Source organism: Vibrio sp. 1CM8B, from assembly GCF_023161685.1.
Lineage (GTDB): Bacteria > Pseudomonadota > Gammaproteobacteria > Enterobacterales > Vibrionaceae > Vibrio > Vibrio coralliirubri.
Genome location: NZ_JALNTU010000010.1, coordinates 20119 through 36031, shown reverse-complemented (window position 1 = coordinate 36031; position 15913 = coordinate 20119). Strand labels below are relative to the sequence as shown.

General features: G+C 44.9%; 14 protein-coding genes. 6 read left to right on the top strand and 8 right to left on the bottom strand.

Annotated features, from left to right (window positions below; translation table 11 throughout):
• Window positions 1-53: 53 nt before the first annotated feature.
• Complete coding sequence (locus tag MSG36_RS17725; protein WP_248369082.1) at window positions 54-938, bottom strand: LysR substrate-binding domain-containing protein; 885 nt, start codon at window positions 936-938, stop codon at window positions 54-56.
• Window positions 939-1042: 104 nt separating this feature from the next.
• On the opposite strand from MSG36_RS17725, the gene MSG36_RS17720 reads away from it, so the two are divergent.
• Together MSG36_RS17720 and MSG36_RS17715 are read left to right on the top strand one after the other, a co-directional pair.
• Window positions 1043-2371, top strand: a complete 1329-nt coding sequence (locus tag MSG36_RS17720) for a 6-phospho-beta-glucosidase (RefSeq protein WP_248369080.1) — start codon at window positions 1043-1045, stop codon at window positions 2369-2371.
• A 132-nt stretch (window positions 2372-2503) separates the two neighbouring features.
• Window positions 2504-3268, top strand: coding sequence for a carbohydrate deacetylase (locus tag MSG36_RS17715; RefSeq protein ID WP_248369079.1), 765 nt, complete (start codon window positions 2504-2506; stop codon window positions 3266-3268).
• A 17-nt stretch (window positions 3269-3285) separates the two neighbouring features.
• On the opposite strand, the gene soxR is transcribed toward MSG36_RS17715, so the two are convergent.
• Complete coding sequence (gene soxR / locus MSG36_RS17710) at window positions 3286-3726, bottom strand: redox-sensitive transcriptional activator SoxR (protein ID WP_048609296.1); 441 nt, start codon at window positions 3724-3726, stop codon at window positions 3286-3288.
• A gap of 152 nt (window positions 3727-3878) precedes the next feature.
• Window positions 3879-4838, bottom strand: a complete 960-nt coding sequence (locus MSG36_RS17705; protein ID WP_248369077.1) for a LysR family transcriptional regulator — start codon at window positions 4836-4838, stop codon at window positions 3879-3881.
• A 130-nt stretch (window positions 4839-4968) separates the two neighbouring features.
• Between MSG36_RS17705 and MSG36_RS17700 the strand changes: the two genes are divergently transcribed.
• Window positions 4969-5781, top strand: a complete 813-nt coding sequence (locus tag MSG36_RS17700; protein WP_248369075.1) for an enoyl-CoA hydratase/isomerase family protein — start codon at window positions 4969-4971, stop codon at window positions 5779-5781.
• 110 nt (window positions 5782-5891) lie between these two features.
• Here the strand turns inward: MSG36_RS17700 and MSG36_RS17695 are convergent, their stop codons facing one another.
• From MSG36_RS17695 to MSG36_RS17680, 4 genes are all read right to left on the bottom strand, one after another.
• Window positions 5892-6413 carry an NAD(P)H-dependent oxidoreductase gene (locus MSG36_RS17695; protein ID WP_050652346.1) on the bottom strand — a complete coding sequence of 174 codons (522 nt, stop codon included), beginning with the start codon at window positions 6411-6413 and terminating at the stop codon, window positions 5892-5894.
• A 19-nt stretch (window positions 6414-6432) separates the two neighbouring features.
• Window positions 6433-7224, bottom strand: coding sequence for an arylamine N-acetyltransferase (locus MSG36_RS17690; protein WP_248369072.1), 792 nt, complete (start codon window positions 7222-7224; stop codon window positions 6433-6435).
• A gap of 325 nt (window positions 7225-7549) precedes the next feature.
• Window positions 7550-9112, bottom strand: coding sequence for a glutamate synthase-related protein (locus tag MSG36_RS17685; protein ID WP_248369070.1), 1563 nt, complete (start codon window positions 9110-9112; stop codon window positions 7550-7552).
• A 226-nt stretch (window positions 9113-9338) separates the two neighbouring features.
• Complete coding sequence (locus MSG36_RS17680) at window positions 9339-9896, bottom strand: DUF1439 domain-containing protein (protein ID WP_059021078.1); 558 nt, start codon at window positions 9894-9896, stop codon at window positions 9339-9341.
• Window positions 9897-10182: 286 nt separating this feature from the next.
• On the opposite strand from MSG36_RS17680, the gene MSG36_RS17675 reads away from it, so the two are divergent.
• Window positions 10183-11526, top strand: a complete 1344-nt coding sequence (locus MSG36_RS17675) for a sigma-54 dependent transcriptional regulator (RefSeq protein ID WP_248369068.1) — start codon at window positions 10183-10185, stop codon at window positions 11524-11526.
• 90 nt (window positions 11527-11616) lie between these two features.
• Here the strand turns inward: MSG36_RS17675 and MSG36_RS17670 are convergent, their stop codons facing one another.
• The gene (locus tag MSG36_RS17670; RefSeq protein WP_248369066.1) at window positions 11617-13407 is read right to left on the bottom strand and encodes a hypothetical protein; all 1791 of its coding nucleotides are present in this window, start codon (window positions 13405-13407) and stop codon (window positions 11617-11619) included.
• A 401-nt stretch (window positions 13408-13808) separates the two neighbouring features.
• On the opposite strand from MSG36_RS17670, the gene MSG36_RS17665 reads away from it, so the two are divergent.
• Together MSG36_RS17665 and MSG36_RS17660 are read left to right on the top strand one after the other, a co-directional pair.
• On the top strand, window positions 13809-14195 hold the full coding sequence (locus tag MSG36_RS17665) for a DUF393 domain-containing protein (protein WP_102432873.1): 387 nt from the start codon (window positions 13809-13811) through the stop codon (window positions 14193-14195).
• A 302-nt stretch (window positions 14196-14497) separates the two neighbouring features.
• Window positions 14498-15817, top strand: coding sequence for an AarF/ABC1/UbiB kinase family protein (locus MSG36_RS17660; protein ID WP_248369064.1), 1320 nt, complete (start codon window positions 14498-14500; stop codon window positions 15815-15817).
• The last annotated feature ends 96 nt before the right edge of the window (window positions 15818-15913 follow it).

The following is a 15913-nucleotide window of genomic DNA, read 5'->3' as shown; positions in this document are numbered from 1 at the left end:
AGAGCTACCTAAACTAGACCTATAATTCGTGTTTGTCTAGGCACGCTATTCGGTCACAACTGTTGCTTAACCCATTGAGCAAACACCTGAAACTTAGTTCGCTGCTCCATGCCTTTCGGACACACTAAATCATACCCTTTGCCCGACTCAATGCTCATAAGAGGCGCGACCAATAAGCCTTGTTCAATCTGTGGCGTCATGAACTCTAACCGCCCTAGTGCCAGCCCCATCGATAATATCGCCGCATCCATCGCCAAGCGGTTATCGCTGTAATAGTCACACTGAAGTGCGCAGTTGGTATCACTTTGAGCTTCATACAACCAACGTTGCCAGGCAGTGATATCGCCACTGTGAATGAAACGAACATCGTCTAAGTGTTGAATGCCTTGGTCTAGTTTGAAGCGTTTCGCGTATTCAGGGCTGCACACAGGGGTTCTTACTCCACTGAATAATCGCTCACTGTAATGGTTTGGGTAATGGCCTTCGCTATAGAAAATTGCCACGTCATAAGGTTCAAACTGGAAGTCTGACTGGCTCTGTTTGGTTTGCAGTTTGATGCTTAGATTCGGATACAAGCGTCTGAATTCTGGCAAACGCGGCATTAACCATGATGAAGCAAAATAAGGCGATGTCGCGATGTACAACTCCCCACTTAGCTCACCCGTTTGAATATCCACGAGTTCGGAAAAGATAGACTCAAACGAGACGTTCAACATGGATAACACGCGCTGACCTTCTGGCGTCAGTTCGAGCTTTCTTGTCTTGCGCACAAACAGGTTGAACTTCAGTTGTTGCTCCAGTTTTTTGATGCGATGGCTGACCCCTCCCTGAGTTAAGAAGAGCTCGTCGGCGGCAAGCGTAAAACTTAAATGTTTAGCCGCAACACTAAAGGTGTGCAGCAATGACAGCGTTTGTTGGCGATTTTCGAACAGCCCCATGCATTAACCTCACTAATTCATAAGTCGTCATAACTGGTTTGTCGGTATATGTAACCATCATATAAATTAAACCAAGTAATCTACAACATTAAATGGTGAACAGCATGCAACAGAATCAAAAACTCAAAGTAACCGTGATTGGTGGTGGCTCAAGTTACACCCCAGAGCTCGTTGAAGGACTGCTCAAACGCCATCACGAATTACCGATCTCTGATCTGTGGTTGGTCGATATCGAAGAAGGTATGGAAAAAGCAGAGATAATCGCGGCGCTCACCAAGCGAATGATAAACAAATCGGGCTGTGAGATTAATGTTCACCTCACCACGGATCGAAAATCAGCCCTGAAAGATGCGGATTTTGTCTGCTCACAATTTCGTGCAGGAGGAATGGAAGCAAGATTACGCGACGAGAGGATTGCTCTGAAGTATCGCATGATCGGTCAAGAGACCAATGGCTTGGGTGGCTTCTCTAATGCTTGCCGAACCATTCCGATTGCGCTCGATATAGCGAAAGAGATGGAAGAACTGTGTCCGAATGCGTGGTTACTCAACTTCACCAACCCATCAGGCATGGTAACGGAAGCACTGATTAACCACTCAACCATTAAAACCGTTGGCCTATGTAACGTTCCCGTCAACATGGAGCTAGGCGCGGCGAAAATGCTCGGTGCAGAACGTAAAGATATGACAATGCAAATTGCCGGATTAAATCACCTAGTGTGGGCTCGTAAGGTGCTTCATAAAGGTGAAGACAAGTTGGCAGAACTCATCGAACAGCTCCTTGGTGGTAACGATCAAATGATGCCAAAGAACATCCCTCCCTTTGAATGGGACGCTGAATTGATTCGTTCTCTGAACATCGTTCCTTGTGCTTACCTACGTTACTACTACCAATCCAGAGACATCTTAGACAAAGAGTTTGCTGCGTCTGAAAACTGCACCAATCGCGCAGACTTAGTTGCCAAGGTTGAACAACAGTTATTGGAGATCTACAAAGATCCCATGCTCGATACCAAGCCTAAATTGTTAGAAGAACGAGGCGGTGCTTACTACTCTGAAGCGGCCTGTGAGCTGATGAGCAGTATTCACAATAACAAACGTTCTATCATGCACGTCAACACTCGCAACAATGGTGCGATTCAAGGATTACCCGATGATTGTGCGGTAGAAGTAAGTTCGGTAATCACCAGCAGTGCGATCCTGCCACTCAACGTTGAACCTTTTGATAGCGATACGCTGCGCTTGATTCAGCAGATGAAAGAGTTTGAAACCTTGACCGTTAAAGCGGCGATGACGGGTGACATCGCAACAGCGAAACGTGCCCTGATCTTAAACCCTATCGTCGATAGTGGTTCGCATATCGACGAGGCTTTGCAAGAAACTATTCGCGAGAACTTAGACTTCATGCCTGCGTTCGCTCATCGACTCACTTAATGTGGCATTTTGTTAGCAGCTAATAAGTTCGGTGATAACAGTTAATAAGCTCGGTGATAACAAGCTAATGAGCTCAGTGACAGCAGAGTTCATTCAAGATATTGAATCCAAATCTTTTAATAAGAGGTCATGATGAAATTGATACTCAACGCCGATGATTTCGGCCTCACTGAAAGCGTGAACCATGGCATCGTTGACTGCTTCAAGGCGGGTTTGGTTAAGTCGACCACCATCATGATGAATCAACCGGGTACACAGCACGCGATTGAGCTCTATCATCAAGGTTTAGTCCCTGAAGTTGGCTTGCACTTTACGGTCACCGCAGGCAAGCCACTGACTTCACCAGAGTTAGTTCCAAGCTTAGTCGACGAACACGGCCACTTCTTTAGCAACGTCACCCTGTTCGATAAATCAGACGTGAATGAAGATGAGGTGATGCTCGAACTCAACGCGCAATATCAAGCCGCTGTCGATGCCGGTTTAAAGATTAACCATATCGACAGCCATCACTTTGGTGGTGTGTTTAAACCTCTAAAAGCAGCGTTTACCCGCACAGTGAATCGCATTGGTCTTCCAGTTAGACGAATCGATAACATCCTAAGTGGCCAAGATGCACTGCGAGTGCCAACGCCAGACGCTTTCGATATGCGTTTCTTTGACGAAGGCGTATCGCTGAATGGCCTGCAAGATTTATTACTGAGCTACCAAACTATGATGCCTGATGGTGTGCTTGAGTTAATGTGCCACCCTTCATCAGTGGCAAGTGAACAGCTTAAGTCCCTATCAAGCTACAGTGACAAACGCGTCGAAGAGCATCAACTTCTCACTAGCCCAGAGCTAAAACAGTGGCTAGCTGACCATCAGATTGAGTGCATTGGATTCGACGATCTCAGGTAGGGAACCTTAAGTCAGGGCTACTCAACGATCCGTTGTGCGCCCTGCCCTTGGTCATGCAGAATATCTTCAGGGTTCAACAAGTGGCATTTCTGCATACTCAAACACCCACAGCCGATACAGCCTGTTAAGTTCTCTTGTAGCGATTTAATCTGCGCCATTTTACTGTCGAGTTGCCCCTGCCACTTCTTAGCAACTCGCTCCCAGTCTCGCTTAGTCGCGGTATGGTTCATCGGCAGTGTCGATAACTCTTCGGTGATCTCTTCCAGCGTGAAGCCTATCGACTGCGCGACTTGTATCAGCGCGATTCGACGCAACATCGCCGACTGATAACGGCGCTGATTTCCGTTAGTGCGAATCGAAGCAATCAACCCCTTGGTTTCGTAAAAACGTAAGGCCGAAGGAGCCACGCCACTACGCTCTGACAGCTGACCAATGCTGAGGTATACGATGTTTCTCATGATCTTTCTCTTCCTGTTTGAATAGCCGTTTCGTCCTGATAATGACCAGTATAATAGAGTTCACTTTAACTTGAATTTTGGGTTCAAATTTAGGTTTGGGCTAGGTTACAAAATACGAGCGACAAAGCAACCTAACGTATTGATTCTCAGAGCTATGATTTTTTTCTCTGATTACCATACATGTCGTCAAACCCGGGAATGCCTTGCTCCCACACGGGTTTATCTTCACCGACAATGGTTTTCAATGTATCAATGAAGAGCTTGGTTTTTATGGGTGCATCTCGGTGTGGGTACACCGCATAGAAAGTGCCAAAGTCATCCAAGTTTAAGTGAGTCATTATAGGCACCAACTCACCACTCAGCACTTCATCTTCAATCATCTGCGCAGTGACGACCGCGAGAGTACTCCCAGTTAACGCGCTCTTGGAAATCATCTCAACGTCATTCACTTTATAAGCGGCATTAAGCTGAAAATGCTGCGCTTGCCCCTCTTGATCGACATAAGAAAACTTATCGATCAACAAACCCGGAGCTGCATAAATAGTCGCAGGTAATGACTCTAACTTTTCGATGGTGTTGATCTCTCCATGCTGAACAATGAACTCAGGTGAAGCAACAATCAACAATCGACTTCTGGCTATCTTACGGCTGATTAGGCTAGAGTTTTTGGGCTTACCTATACGGAAACCAATATCAAACCCTTCTTTAACCATATCGACGATTCGGTCTTCGAGTCTCAATTCAAAATCAACATCTGGATACTGCTTCTGGAAAACCGCAATCGCCTGCTGAACATATTGTCGACCAAACATAGTAGAGCTGGTGATTCTTAATAATCCTCGAGGCTCTGCGTGGTAGTTTTGCGCTAGGCGTCGAGTGTTGTTCAACAATGCTCGAAGTTGATGCGCTTGATTGACCATCTCATTACCAGCCGCAGTCAGAGATAACGAACGGGTTGTTCTATTCAATAACCGAACGTTGAGCTCTTCCTCAAGACGGCTAATCTGCTTTGAGATAACAGAGCGATCAACGTTTCTTTGCTCCGCCACTTTGACAAACGAACCCAGCTCAACCACTTCAAGTAACAGTAATAAACGACTCGATATATCCATAACGCCCTTTGTTGCATTTAAAGCACCAATCAAGTGCCAATATGACTATTTTTCTCATCTTATTACAAATCTATAGTAGCTGCACATAACGGAGACAACATTCAGTCCCGACCTAATAGAGGAACACCCCATGACACTACTATCTGTGACTAACCAAAATGGCATCGCAACGGTATCAATCAACAACCCACCAGTGAACGTGCTGACTTTCGACTTGATCAACGAGATCAATGCCTTTGTACTTTCATTGAAAGATGATCGTGATACTAAGGTTGTGGTCTTTAAATCATTACATGAGAGCTTCTTTCTGGCTCACTTAGATCTCAATGTGATCAACGGTACACAAGGTGGACAAGCCGGTTCGATTGAATTCAATCACATGATTGAGAACATCAAATCAATGAAGCAAGTGTCTGTTGCAGTGGTTGATGGTGTGGCTCGTGGGGGCGGTAATGAATTTGTGATGGCGTGTGACCTTGCTTATGGCACTGAAAACTCAGCGTTCGCACAACCTGAAATTCATGTAAACATCCCAACCGGTGGCCAAGGCGCAGTTCAATTTGCAAGACGCATGGGCAAAAACAAAGCGCTACAAGCTTTGCTGCTTGGTAACGACTTTACGGCTCAGCAAGCAGAAGACCGTAACATCATTACGCAGTTCGTACCGAAGGCAGAGCTAGAGGGTTTCTTAGCAGCGACACTCGGTGTGATCAGTCAATTAGAAGTACGTGATATCGTGATGTACAAAGAGATCATCGCAGCCTCAATCAAAGATGAGCAAGCGGGTGCCGAGCTAGAATTGCGTTACTTCTTAGAGCGCGCAAAAGAGCAGAAAACCGCGGCTATTATCGGTGCGTTTCTAAAACACGGTGGTCAAACTGAACGTGAAGCGAAAGATATTCAAGGTATCTTCGTTGACACCGCAGCAGAGTTATCACAATAGACAATGACGCAATTAAATGGCCATCGCTTGATGGCCATTTATGTCTCTAACTATTTATTTATCTATTTATCTGTGCACCGATGTAGTAATTATCTCACTCACTGAAGCAGTTAGATCTGACTCATGATCGATTTCAAGTTCTCGGCCATTTCGGCATTGATGATCTCACCCGTTTCCACATTAAAGTTGTCGTAGAAACTTGGCACCGACATCGACCCCTTCACATCAGCATCAAAGTAAGGTGCCGAATTTACCGCAGACGACAACACAGAGCTTGCGCCGCCTGGGCCTGGTGATGTGGAGAGCATCACAACAGGTTTGCCTTGATACACTTTCATGTCGATTCGTGATGTCCAATCAAACACATTCTTAAAGGCTGCGGTGTATGAACCGTTGTACTCTGCAAAAGAGATGACTACAGCATCTGCTTCGCCAATCTTGCTGAAAAAGCGCTGTGCGTGTTGATGAACGCCAGACTCTTTTTCTCTATCTTCACTATAAATAGGCATCTCGAAATCATTAAGATCGAGCACCTCTACTTGAGCGCCCTCAACTAAGCTTGCGGTGTACGCTGCCAATTGTTGGTTAATCGATGCTTTACTGTTGGTCGCGCCAATCGCTAATACTTTCATTGTTGATCCTCGAATTTGGTTAGAAACATTTCTCTAAAGTTTGAAAAGGCACATTTGGCGCTAAACCAAAGTACGTTTGTAATGCAGCAAGGTACGTAGGCTCGTCTTCAAGTAGCCATTCCTCTGTTGAGCCATTTTTGCTAATTTTAATTTTCTGGTTAAGCAGCGTGACAATCCCACCTTCAATCGGCAGTGCCGCAATACAGTTTGATGTAAAAATGGATTTCGGACTTTTTGAAGTGAAGAAGTTGCTCGACTCTAAGTCGTTGGCACCCACATACGTCATGTCTAGGCTGTAGACGTTCATCCACTCATCACCCTGCTTTATCTGCAGTAAGAAGCCATATCGTTCGTCTTCGATAAAGCGGAAGGTCTGTAAGTCATTAGATTGCTCTATATTGGTTTCAATCAGCAATGGAGCACGAGGGGTAAAGGTGCCAAAGCCCGCATCCACCAACCACTGTTTGCCTTCAATCGTCGCCAACGTCACTCGATGGCTACGCCCGGTAGGCTCTCCCGCTAGGTGTACTCGACCAAGCAAGGATCTCGCTTCAAAGCCCATATGAGTTAACACATTCAGCAACAACCCATTAAGTTCTTGGCAATAACCACCTCGCTGATTAACCACCAGCTTTTCATGCAATGCCTCTTGAGACAGTTGAATAGGCAGCCCCTGAACCACATCAAAATTCTCGAACGGAATGGTTCGGTGTTGATGTCTATGGATCGCTGTTAGGTTTTCGATCGTGATGTCATTGGGTTGAGATAAGCCGATTCTCGAAAAGTATTCAGTTAATTGATTCTGTTCCATGTCCTAGCCCTTGATGCATTGTTCTCGCCTTATTGCTTCTTTCTTTCGTTTCTTTAGAGCTAACTTCTGAATGTTCAGTTTTTAAGCATGTCGCTTTTAAACATCTAGCTCTTAAAGTGATAAGACGATGAGTTGTGTTTTTAGATTGGGGATGATGATAGAACCTCAAGTTAACTTGAGGTAAAGCGATATTTTCAAAAAATAGGAAATAATTTAAAAATACTTATAAAGCAGTTGATTACGAAAGGTTAAACATAGACTGGCATTGCACAGATAAAAATAAGCACACCCAAAATACAGTGAGTGTGCTTTATCGAAATACTATTTACTTAAATTGGTTTAATGGGCTGACACCAGAGTAAGCGACTCCAGATAGCTCGGCCATTTCGCGATTCCATGTTGCTAGATCGTGAGGGTTAAACTGATTCAAATGATCATGACCGCACGCTCTCGCCATCACTTGCATCAATTCAGTCGAGGCTTCGAAGAAATTCTTCAATTGATTCGATGCCTTCTCGACATTTAAGCGTTGGCGTAAATCGGCTTTTTGAGTCGCGATGCCCGCCGGGCAATTATTGGTGTTACACATTCTGGCAGCAACACACCCAATCGACTGCATGGCACTGTTCGAAATAGCGACACCATCTGCGCCAAGCGCCATCGCTTTTACGAAGTCCATCGGAACACGAAGCCCACCAGTAATGATTAAGGTGACTCTGTCACTTACGCCTTGTTTATCTAGATAGGCTCTGGCACGAGCAAGTGCTGGAATGGTCGGCACACTAATATGGTCACGGAACATTTCTGGCGCCGCTCCAGTACCACCGCCTCGACCATCCAAAATGATGTAATCGGCACTGGCATCGAGTGCAAACTGAATATCTTCTTCGATGTGATTAGCACTTAACTTAAAGCCAATTGGGATTCCGCCTGTCACTTCTCGAACTCGGTCGGCGAAATTTTTGAAATCCTCGACGGTTTTTAGATCAACAAAGGTGGGTGGTGAAATCGCGGCGGTACCTGCTTCAATGCCCCGCACTTCTGCTATCTTGCCAATGTTCTTCGCACCCGGTAGGTGACCGCCTGTTCCGGTTTTAGCGCCCTGCCCACCTTTAAAATGGAAGGCTTGAACATTTTTGAGCTTAGATTCATCGTAACCAAATTGTGCGCTGGCTAATTCATAAAAGTAGCGAGAATTGGCCGCTTGCTCTTCGGGTAACATTCCACCCTCGCCCGAGCAAATTCCCGTTCCCGCCAGCTCCGCGCCTGTCGCTAAAGAGATTTTCGCTTCTTCAGATAACGACCCAAAACTCATATCAGAAACAAACAAGGAGATGTTCAATTTGAGCGGCTTTTTCGCTTTTGGCCCAATAATAAGCTCAGTACCGACTGGCACATTTTCCAATAACGGCTTGGTCGCCATTTGTGCAACCATCACTTGAATATCATCCCAGTGAGGTAATAGATATCTTGGGACACCCATTGAAGTCATTGGCCCATGGTGACCTACTTTGGATAAGCCATCTCGTGCTAATTGATGAATGAATTCGACCGTGGGCTCTTCTTTGGTTGCAGAAGCCGCAGGTGAGAGATCGGGCGTTGCCGCTTGGATATGAACATCAGGGCCTTCTTGACCCACTTGCTCAGCAGTAAACTGTTTATGGGTGCCATCGCAAAAAGGGAGGTTGTTCGAATACTTACAGCGGCACAGATAAGCGTCGCCGCTTTCCTCGGCCACGAAACTCTTTGGTTTGAAGCCCGTTCCTGCATGAGACCCATCACAAAACGGTTGGTTTTTCGATTTGCCACAGGTACAGAAGTAATACTCCTCGCCTTCGGTTAGCTCGACCTTAACGGGTTTGTTATCCGCTATTACTGGATTATTCATAGTTCGCTCACCTTTTCTTTCTTATGATTTGATGACTGAAGCGATGACTTGCTCACAAGAGTAAAGTAAAGGTGAGATACGCGGCGAATTCAATAAATGAGCCAGTGAAAACAAGCTTGATAGACAGCCTCAAAACAGAAATCTTGCTGACTCAACACAAACAAAAATGGCCACCAAATCGGCAGCCATTGTGTTTTAAATCTGAGTCCAAGCTAAACGGGAAGGGTTAATCAAATAACTCGATGACCAGCTTGTTGTCTTTAATCACTAGATTAGGTTCCGATGACTTGATCAATGACTCTTGAACCTTATTGCTGTCCAATTTGTAAACCGGTGACTGGGACAAAGCAAAGCCAATCATAGAAACGGCAGGCTTAAGTAACTTCTCTATTTCAGGAGAAAGCTGCTTTCCCTTCTCCTCAAAGCGCTCAAGACGCAGAGACTTTAAGTAGACCTCACCACTCTCTTTATCGTATTCGGGAATCGCGCTGAATTCGATATCCAGATCTAGCCCCATGTTTGGCATGTTAAACACTTGAACCGTTGCATTGGTATTCGCCAAAACAGACACTCGCTCGGCATCAGCTCGACCAATTTGCACCGCTAAGTCATCAACCGCCACTTGCGCATACATAACGTTTTGCACACCGACTTCTTGTTCTAACATCACCGAATCTTGCAGGTAGTTCGTCATGTCTTGTTCAGTAACGCTGTAGCTAACACAACCACCTAGCACCAGCGCAGAAGCTGCCAAAATGAACTTTTTTGCTACGTTAATTATCATCAATATCAGCTCTTTATCGTTAGTGATTAGCGCGGAGTTTACTGTGTGATCATCAATAAACAAAACAGTAAAAACACGATATTCGTGAATACCTTTAATTAATAAGCATAAATATCAGTAAGTAAAGCACCAGATTAGCTTTCCCGCTTGAGATAATGACACTTGTCAGCCAAACGCCATCAGATTTGTGTGCTCGAATTAATTGAATTTTGCTTCTAAGCTTATGGATATTTAGGGGGCTTACTGAAGGTTTCATCATGGAGTCGAAACATGAAGAGTGAGCACAATGCGATCAAAAAGAGTATCACCTGAGCCAATAACTCGTTCTGTGATTCTGTTATGCAACACCGCATGCCTGCACCATAGTCAGTGGGTAGGAGAGCTGCGTCTCCATAACTGGGAAGCTCAAGTTGCAGAAACGACAGAACAGGCCATTCACTTACTTGATAGACGCAGCGAAAGCTACGCACCAATTGTCGTTTCTTGTCTAACATCATCCTCAATCGACAAACAGTGTGAGCAAATATCAGCGTTAAAGGTTCACTCTCCAAGTTTAAAAGCAATCGCTATCTGCAACCAACCACCAAGCCGCAACTTATCGCTCATTAAGCAAACCTTTTGGGATTATTACCACCTACCTATTGATACAGAATGGCTTTGTCGAAATTTAGGGCATGCGTATGGCATGGTAGATACCAAGCAAACTAAACCTAGGCCTGCCTTGTGCCATGAATGTCAATTGGTAGGTCAATCCAGAACCATCCAACAACTTAAAAAGAAGATAGCCAAGATCGCTAACAACGATTTTCCAGTGCTGATTCAAGGGGAAACCGGAACAGGAAAAAGCCTATGTGCGCGTTTAATACATGAGGCCTCAGCCCGCAGTAAAAAACCTTTCATCGCTGTAAATTGTGGCGCAATTCCACAATCCCTGATTCACTCAGAGTTATTTGGCTTTGAAAAAGGCTCGTTCACGGGTGCAAACAAACGCTACGTCGGACACGTGGAAAGAGCGAATGGTGGCACACTATTTTTGGATGAGATCGGCGACCTTGAACTTTCGCTGCAAACTTACCTGCTCCACTTTCTTGAAAATAGTTCGATAGAACGACTCGGTAGTAATAACCAATTGCCCGTAGATTGCCGTGTAATTTTCGCCACCAACGTCAATATCGAACAAGCCGTTGCTGCGGGTAAATTTCGAAAGGATCTCTTTCATCGCATCAATGTACTTCCATTAGACCTAGTACCACTCAATGATCACAAAGAAGACATTGAAGATTTGGTTCGATTTGAACTGAAGCACAATTACGCATCCAAAACCAAACTGCCTAGTGACACCCTTGAGCAAATGAAACAGTACCATTGGCCGGGCAATGTTAGAGAGTTATTCAACTGCATAAAAAGGGCGATTGTTCTTTCTAATTCAAGCGCCCTCTCTACTCGTCATATGGGGATTCAATTGAAAGACGCGTCGCCCGATACTGAGAGTGACGCACGACTGTCTTCAAAAAATGTTCGTCGAGTGATTCAGCTACACCACTACAATATTTCCCAATCCGCTAAAGCGTTATCTATCTCTCGGACAACCTTATATAAGCTGATCAAAAAACATCAGATAGTAATTTAAGTCGCCTGGCTAGCTAACTAACTAACTAATAAAGCAGCCTAACGAACTAGGCTGCTTTGGAGTTTAGTTGTACTCAATTAATGAAAGTACTTATGGCTCAGGAACAGTAAACGGACAAACATCACAGGTTGCAATGTTCGATGTTTCCATAAATGCTTGTTGCAAGAACAGCGAGTCAAACGTTGCTGTCACTTGATTAGATAGCATTCCTGCAGTTCCGGTTGGTAACACATTTGGCGCATAAGTTTTACTTACTTGTGTACACACTTGGCCAATCGCATCACCAAAGTTCGGTATCCACTCTCCTTCACCCGTTTTACAAGCAAACAGCTCAGGGTCGGCACTTAATGCACTACACATATTGCCAGCACCACATGTGGTCACATCCTCAAGATCATCACAAGGTAAAGCAAAGTCGAGGTAATAACTGCTGTTGACTACTTCAGTAGGTAAATCAGAGCGGCTCAAAGAGTCATCCTTAGAATCCACCAGCGATTCAATGGCTAATGGGATATCACCGGTATTACATATTTCAACATCATAGGTTTTCTTAAGCACAACTTGACCGCCATCAACCTCTAAGAAGCTATTACACACCTTAGAAATTTCAACCATCGGGCTCAAGTCTATTGGTGGACAATTGTAGGCCACTGGCGCTTGAGCATTCACGATAAGCCCATCAAGATCCACCGAACCATCTATGACACCGACAGCACCATTATTTACAGACAAGTAATTACCCATGAATGAGAATGACTCACCGACACTCCACACTTCATCACCATTACCAACCACTGGAAGCGCGCCTAAGATTGGTGACTCCGATAAAAAGGCCACTTCGTAATCACCATTGGTGCCTAACGAACCTGGACCAGTATTGGTTACCATCACGGTGTAATCGATGTTAAACATGCCATCAACCGTAAAGCTGGTTGTGTTACAAGTCGCCGCTATGCTGATGCTACATAAACTGAATGAACCGACAACGAAGTCAGCCAAAGATGCATCAATCGAACGAGAAGCTCGTGACTCAACTAAGAAGCTACTGAAACAAGGAATGTCGCTGATACCAAACTCATCGTTCAACAACGCAGATAAATTCAGACGTCCTTCAACAAAGCTCTCCGTCGGAATAGACGTAGTTTCACCCGTTTTAGCTAGATAATCCCAACCTTGTACATTGGGTAGAGCAATTGCCCCGATAGAATCATCATTTGAAATCGCACATATCTTATCGACACCGACTGCGCCACTGCCACATCTTGCACCAACGAAATCATTCGATTTAGGGTCTCCAGCCGTCTGGAACAGTCTGGTCATGTTGTCGGTAACATCGCCATTATTAAAATCCCACTGCAATACTTCTATATACGGATTACCGCCACTGGCTTGTGGGAATGAAATCAACACAAGGATGTCTCCATTGACATGCTGCCCAACAAAGTCGCCTTTGGTTTGTCCATCCGGTAACCCTACTTGGTCTTGTAGGAACCAGAATCCAATGTACATATCACCATTATTCGCATATCGGTCTGCACCAAAGTAAATCAGTAAATCGCCTTCGCTTTCAAAGGCAGCGGCATACGCATTAGTAAAGTCATCTTTCGGTTGTGGTGACGCCGTACGGAACGCCCAATTTGTAATGTCGGAATCATCTTTTGATCCACCTTTCCAAAAGATTTGGTCGATACCGTTACGGTCTTTTTCGAAAAACTCTGCAATCCCAACCATGCTGTTGGGATCATTTACATCGTCCCAATCAATACCACTATTATCACTGGTCGCATTACCATCAAGTTCCATCACATCAACAGTAGCCCACGCCAACTGGGGGCTACTAAACAACAAAAGCACACTAAGTAAATAATTTATAACCTTCATGTTCTCTCTCCATTTGTTCATACTTATGCTTTTAGGGTTTTCTGCCTTGCCCAAATTGGAGAAAATCCTTTAGCAATTCGTAGGTTCGATAGAGCATATTCCAAGCCAAGTTCAACTAATTGATTTGATTGATGTTTATATATTGACGGAACACCTTTATTGGACGCTTTGTTATCATTTGTCCATAGACCAGAGATTTGACCAAACAATCAAGGACTTGAAAGGGTGAACAAAGTGTCTAAGTCAGACATCTTTAGAACTTTGATTCGAGAAGAGTGATCTTTAAAAGGTACAATAGCGTAGCCATTTTAAGATTATCGAATAACAAGCGATTGAATCGAAGGGTGCCGACTTAACGGGTAACTGAAGGTTCTTCTAGCTAAGCCACTGGCGAATAAACAATGACACAACTGACGATATTTTATGATGGGACTTGTCCATTGTGCGCAAAAGAGATGGCGGCACTTGCCAAGCATGATATCGAGAATAAGATTCAAACCATTGACATCTACAGCGAATCCTTTTCAGACTACCCTCAGATTGATGCGGACGCAGCCAACACCATTTTGCATGCACTGGATGAGAACGGCAAAGTGCTGTTAGGTTTAGACGTGACCTACCAAGCTTGGCGCTTAGTAGGAAAAGGTTGGCTATATGCTCCATTGCGTTGGGCGATATTTAAGCCAATCGCAGATTGGTGTTATTTACGATTTGCCAAGAACAGATATAAAGTCTCTTTCTGGCTAACTGGAAAATCACGCTGCAACGGAAACAGCTGCATTAAATAGGGTTGAGTTAAGACATGCCGCTGGCGACTTTGTAGTAAACGATGCCAAACAGAGCTGCGAATACCAATACCGTAACGGCCACTTTCAACCAAATAAATCTCATGCTTTGTCCTTTTAATTCTGTTTACTGTTTCGCGAGACAAGTTACCACAACAAAACATTCGGTTGTGTAATGATTGGCAGAACTTTGTAGTCATACCAATCACAGTAAGTAAGTGATCAAAAATAGCGCAGGAAAAAAGCTAGGGTGAACAGTTATTTACTACGATTGGTATCAACCTTGATTCTCAGAGAGAACCTTTATGTCGGCAAAAGAGAGAAACCTTCCCACACATCGAATTTCTAGATTCAGTAAGTTTGCCTCATTGGCGACAAGGGTCGCGGGCAACGTGCTAACGGAAGGCACCAAGCAGCTTGCACAAGGCAACAGACCCAAAGCAAAAGACTTACTGTTAACGCCACAGAACATTGCTCGCCTGACCGATCAACTGGCGCACCTACGTGGCGCTGCGATGAAGCTGGGGCAGATGCTATCAATGGATGCGGGCGATGTTCTAGAGCCAGAATTAGCCGACATTCTTTCTCGCCTGCGCTCCGACGCTGACCCACTGCCAACAAAGCAGCTCAATCAAGTCTTAGAGAGCTCGCTTGGGCACCAGTGGAAAACCGAATTCCTTTCCTTCAACTTTAAACCGATTGCCAGTGCGTCTATCGGACAAGTTCACCAAGCCTATAGCGATGCCGGGGACAAACTCGCCGTCAAAGTCCAATACCCAGGCATTCGAAAAAGCATCGATAGTGATGTGGACAACGTCGGCACACTGCTCAACATTGTTGGCTTGATACCAAAGTCGGTCGACTACAAAGGCTTGTTAGAAGAGGCAAAAAAACAGCTCCATGATGAAGCGGACTACGCTCGAGAGGCTGGCTATGCAACTCGTTATCACAATGCATTAAAAGAGCACTCTCACTTCGTCGTACCTAAGATTCATCCGCAAGTCTCTTCAGAATCCGTGCTCGCCATGGACTTCATTGAGGGCATTTCGATAGAGCAAATTGAAGGTTATGATCAAAGTACTCGAGATTTTGTGATGCACAGCTTGCTCGAACTCATGTTCAGGGAATTGTTCGATTTTAAGATGGTGCAGACCGACCCCAACTTCGCCAATTACTTGTATGTGGCACAAACACGACAGATTGGCTTACTGGATTTCGGTGCCACCCGTGAATACAGCGACCGCTTCAGTGATGGTTATCGCATAGCTTTCACATCTGTAGTCAATCATGATGAGCAAGGGTTAAACAAAGCCCTAGAGCAAATTGGATTTTTTAGCGAGACCATCCTCCCAGACCAGCGCCAAGCGATTCTTAACTTAGTGACTATGGCGTGTGAACCCATGCTTGTCGATGAAGATTACGACTTCAAAGCCAGTGGTTTAGCACAAAGGCTTCGTGAAGCAGGAACCATACTCAGCATGGAGCAAGAGTATTGGCACACACCACCAGCCGATGCCCTATTCCTCCACCGAAAGATCGGAGGCATGTACCTGCTGGCATCTCGTCTTGGAGCCAAGGTCAATATCAGGCGCTTGGTGGAGCCCTATTTGCTAAGCGACAATTGACACTCAAGCGACAGCTGATACTGGAGCGATTCTGGTCTTTAAAGTGATCATTTTAAGTCGCTGAACAGTAATAACAGTTACGCCAACTAAAATGAG

Bases quoted from the DNA above. Each gene is read 5' to 3' on its own strand.
- MSG36_RS17725 (WP_248369082.1), bottom strand. From the start codon at position 938: ATGGGGCTGTTCGAAAATCGCCAACAAACGCTGTCATTGCTGCACACC.
- MSG36_RS17720 (WP_248369080.1), top strand. From the start codon at position 1,043: ATGCAACAGAATCAAAAACTCAAAGTAACCGTGATTGGTGGTGGCTCA.
- MSG36_RS17715 (WP_248369079.1), top strand. From the start codon at position 2,504: ATGAAATTGATACTCAACGCCGATGATTTCGGCCTCACTGAAAGCGTG.
- soxR (WP_048609296.1), bottom strand. From the start codon at position 3,726: ATGAGAAACATCGTATACCTCAGCATTGGTCAGCTGTCAGAGCGTAGT.
- MSG36_RS17705 (WP_248369077.1), bottom strand. From the start codon at position 4,838: ATGGATATATCGAGTCGTTTATTACTGTTACTTGAAGTGGTTGAGCTG.
- MSG36_RS17700 (WP_248369075.1), top strand. From the start codon at position 4,969: ATGACACTACTATCTGTGACTAACCAAAATGGCATCGCAACGGTATCA.
- MSG36_RS17695 (WP_050652346.1), bottom strand. From the start codon at position 6,413: ATGAAAGTATTAGCGATTGGCGCGACCAACAGTAAAGCATCGATTAAC.
- MSG36_RS17690 (WP_248369072.1), bottom strand. From the start codon at position 7,224: ATGGAACAGAATCAATTAACTGAATACTTTTCGAGAATCGGCTTATCT.
- MSG36_RS17685 (WP_248369070.1), bottom strand. From the start codon at position 9,112: ATGAATAATCCAGTAATAGCGGATAACAAACCCGTTAAGGTCGAGCTA.
- MSG36_RS17680 (WP_059021078.1), bottom strand. From the start codon at position 9,896: ATGATAATTAACGTAGCAAAAAAGTTCATTTTGGCAGCTTCTGCGCTG.
- MSG36_RS17675 (WP_248369068.1), top strand. From the start codon at position 10,183: ATGCGATCAAAAAGAGTATCACCTGAGCCAATAACTCGTTCTGTGATT.
- MSG36_RS17670 (WP_248369066.1), bottom strand. From the start codon at position 13,407: ATGAAGGTTATAAATTATTTACTTAGTGTGCTTTTGTTGTTTAGTAGC.
- MSG36_RS17665 (WP_102432873.1), top strand. From the start codon at position 13,809: ATGACACAACTGACGATATTTTATGATGGGACTTGTCCATTGTGCGCA.
- MSG36_RS17660 (WP_248369064.1), top strand. From the start codon at position 14,498: ATGTCGGCAAAAGAGAGAAACCTTCCCACACATCGAATTTCTAGATTC.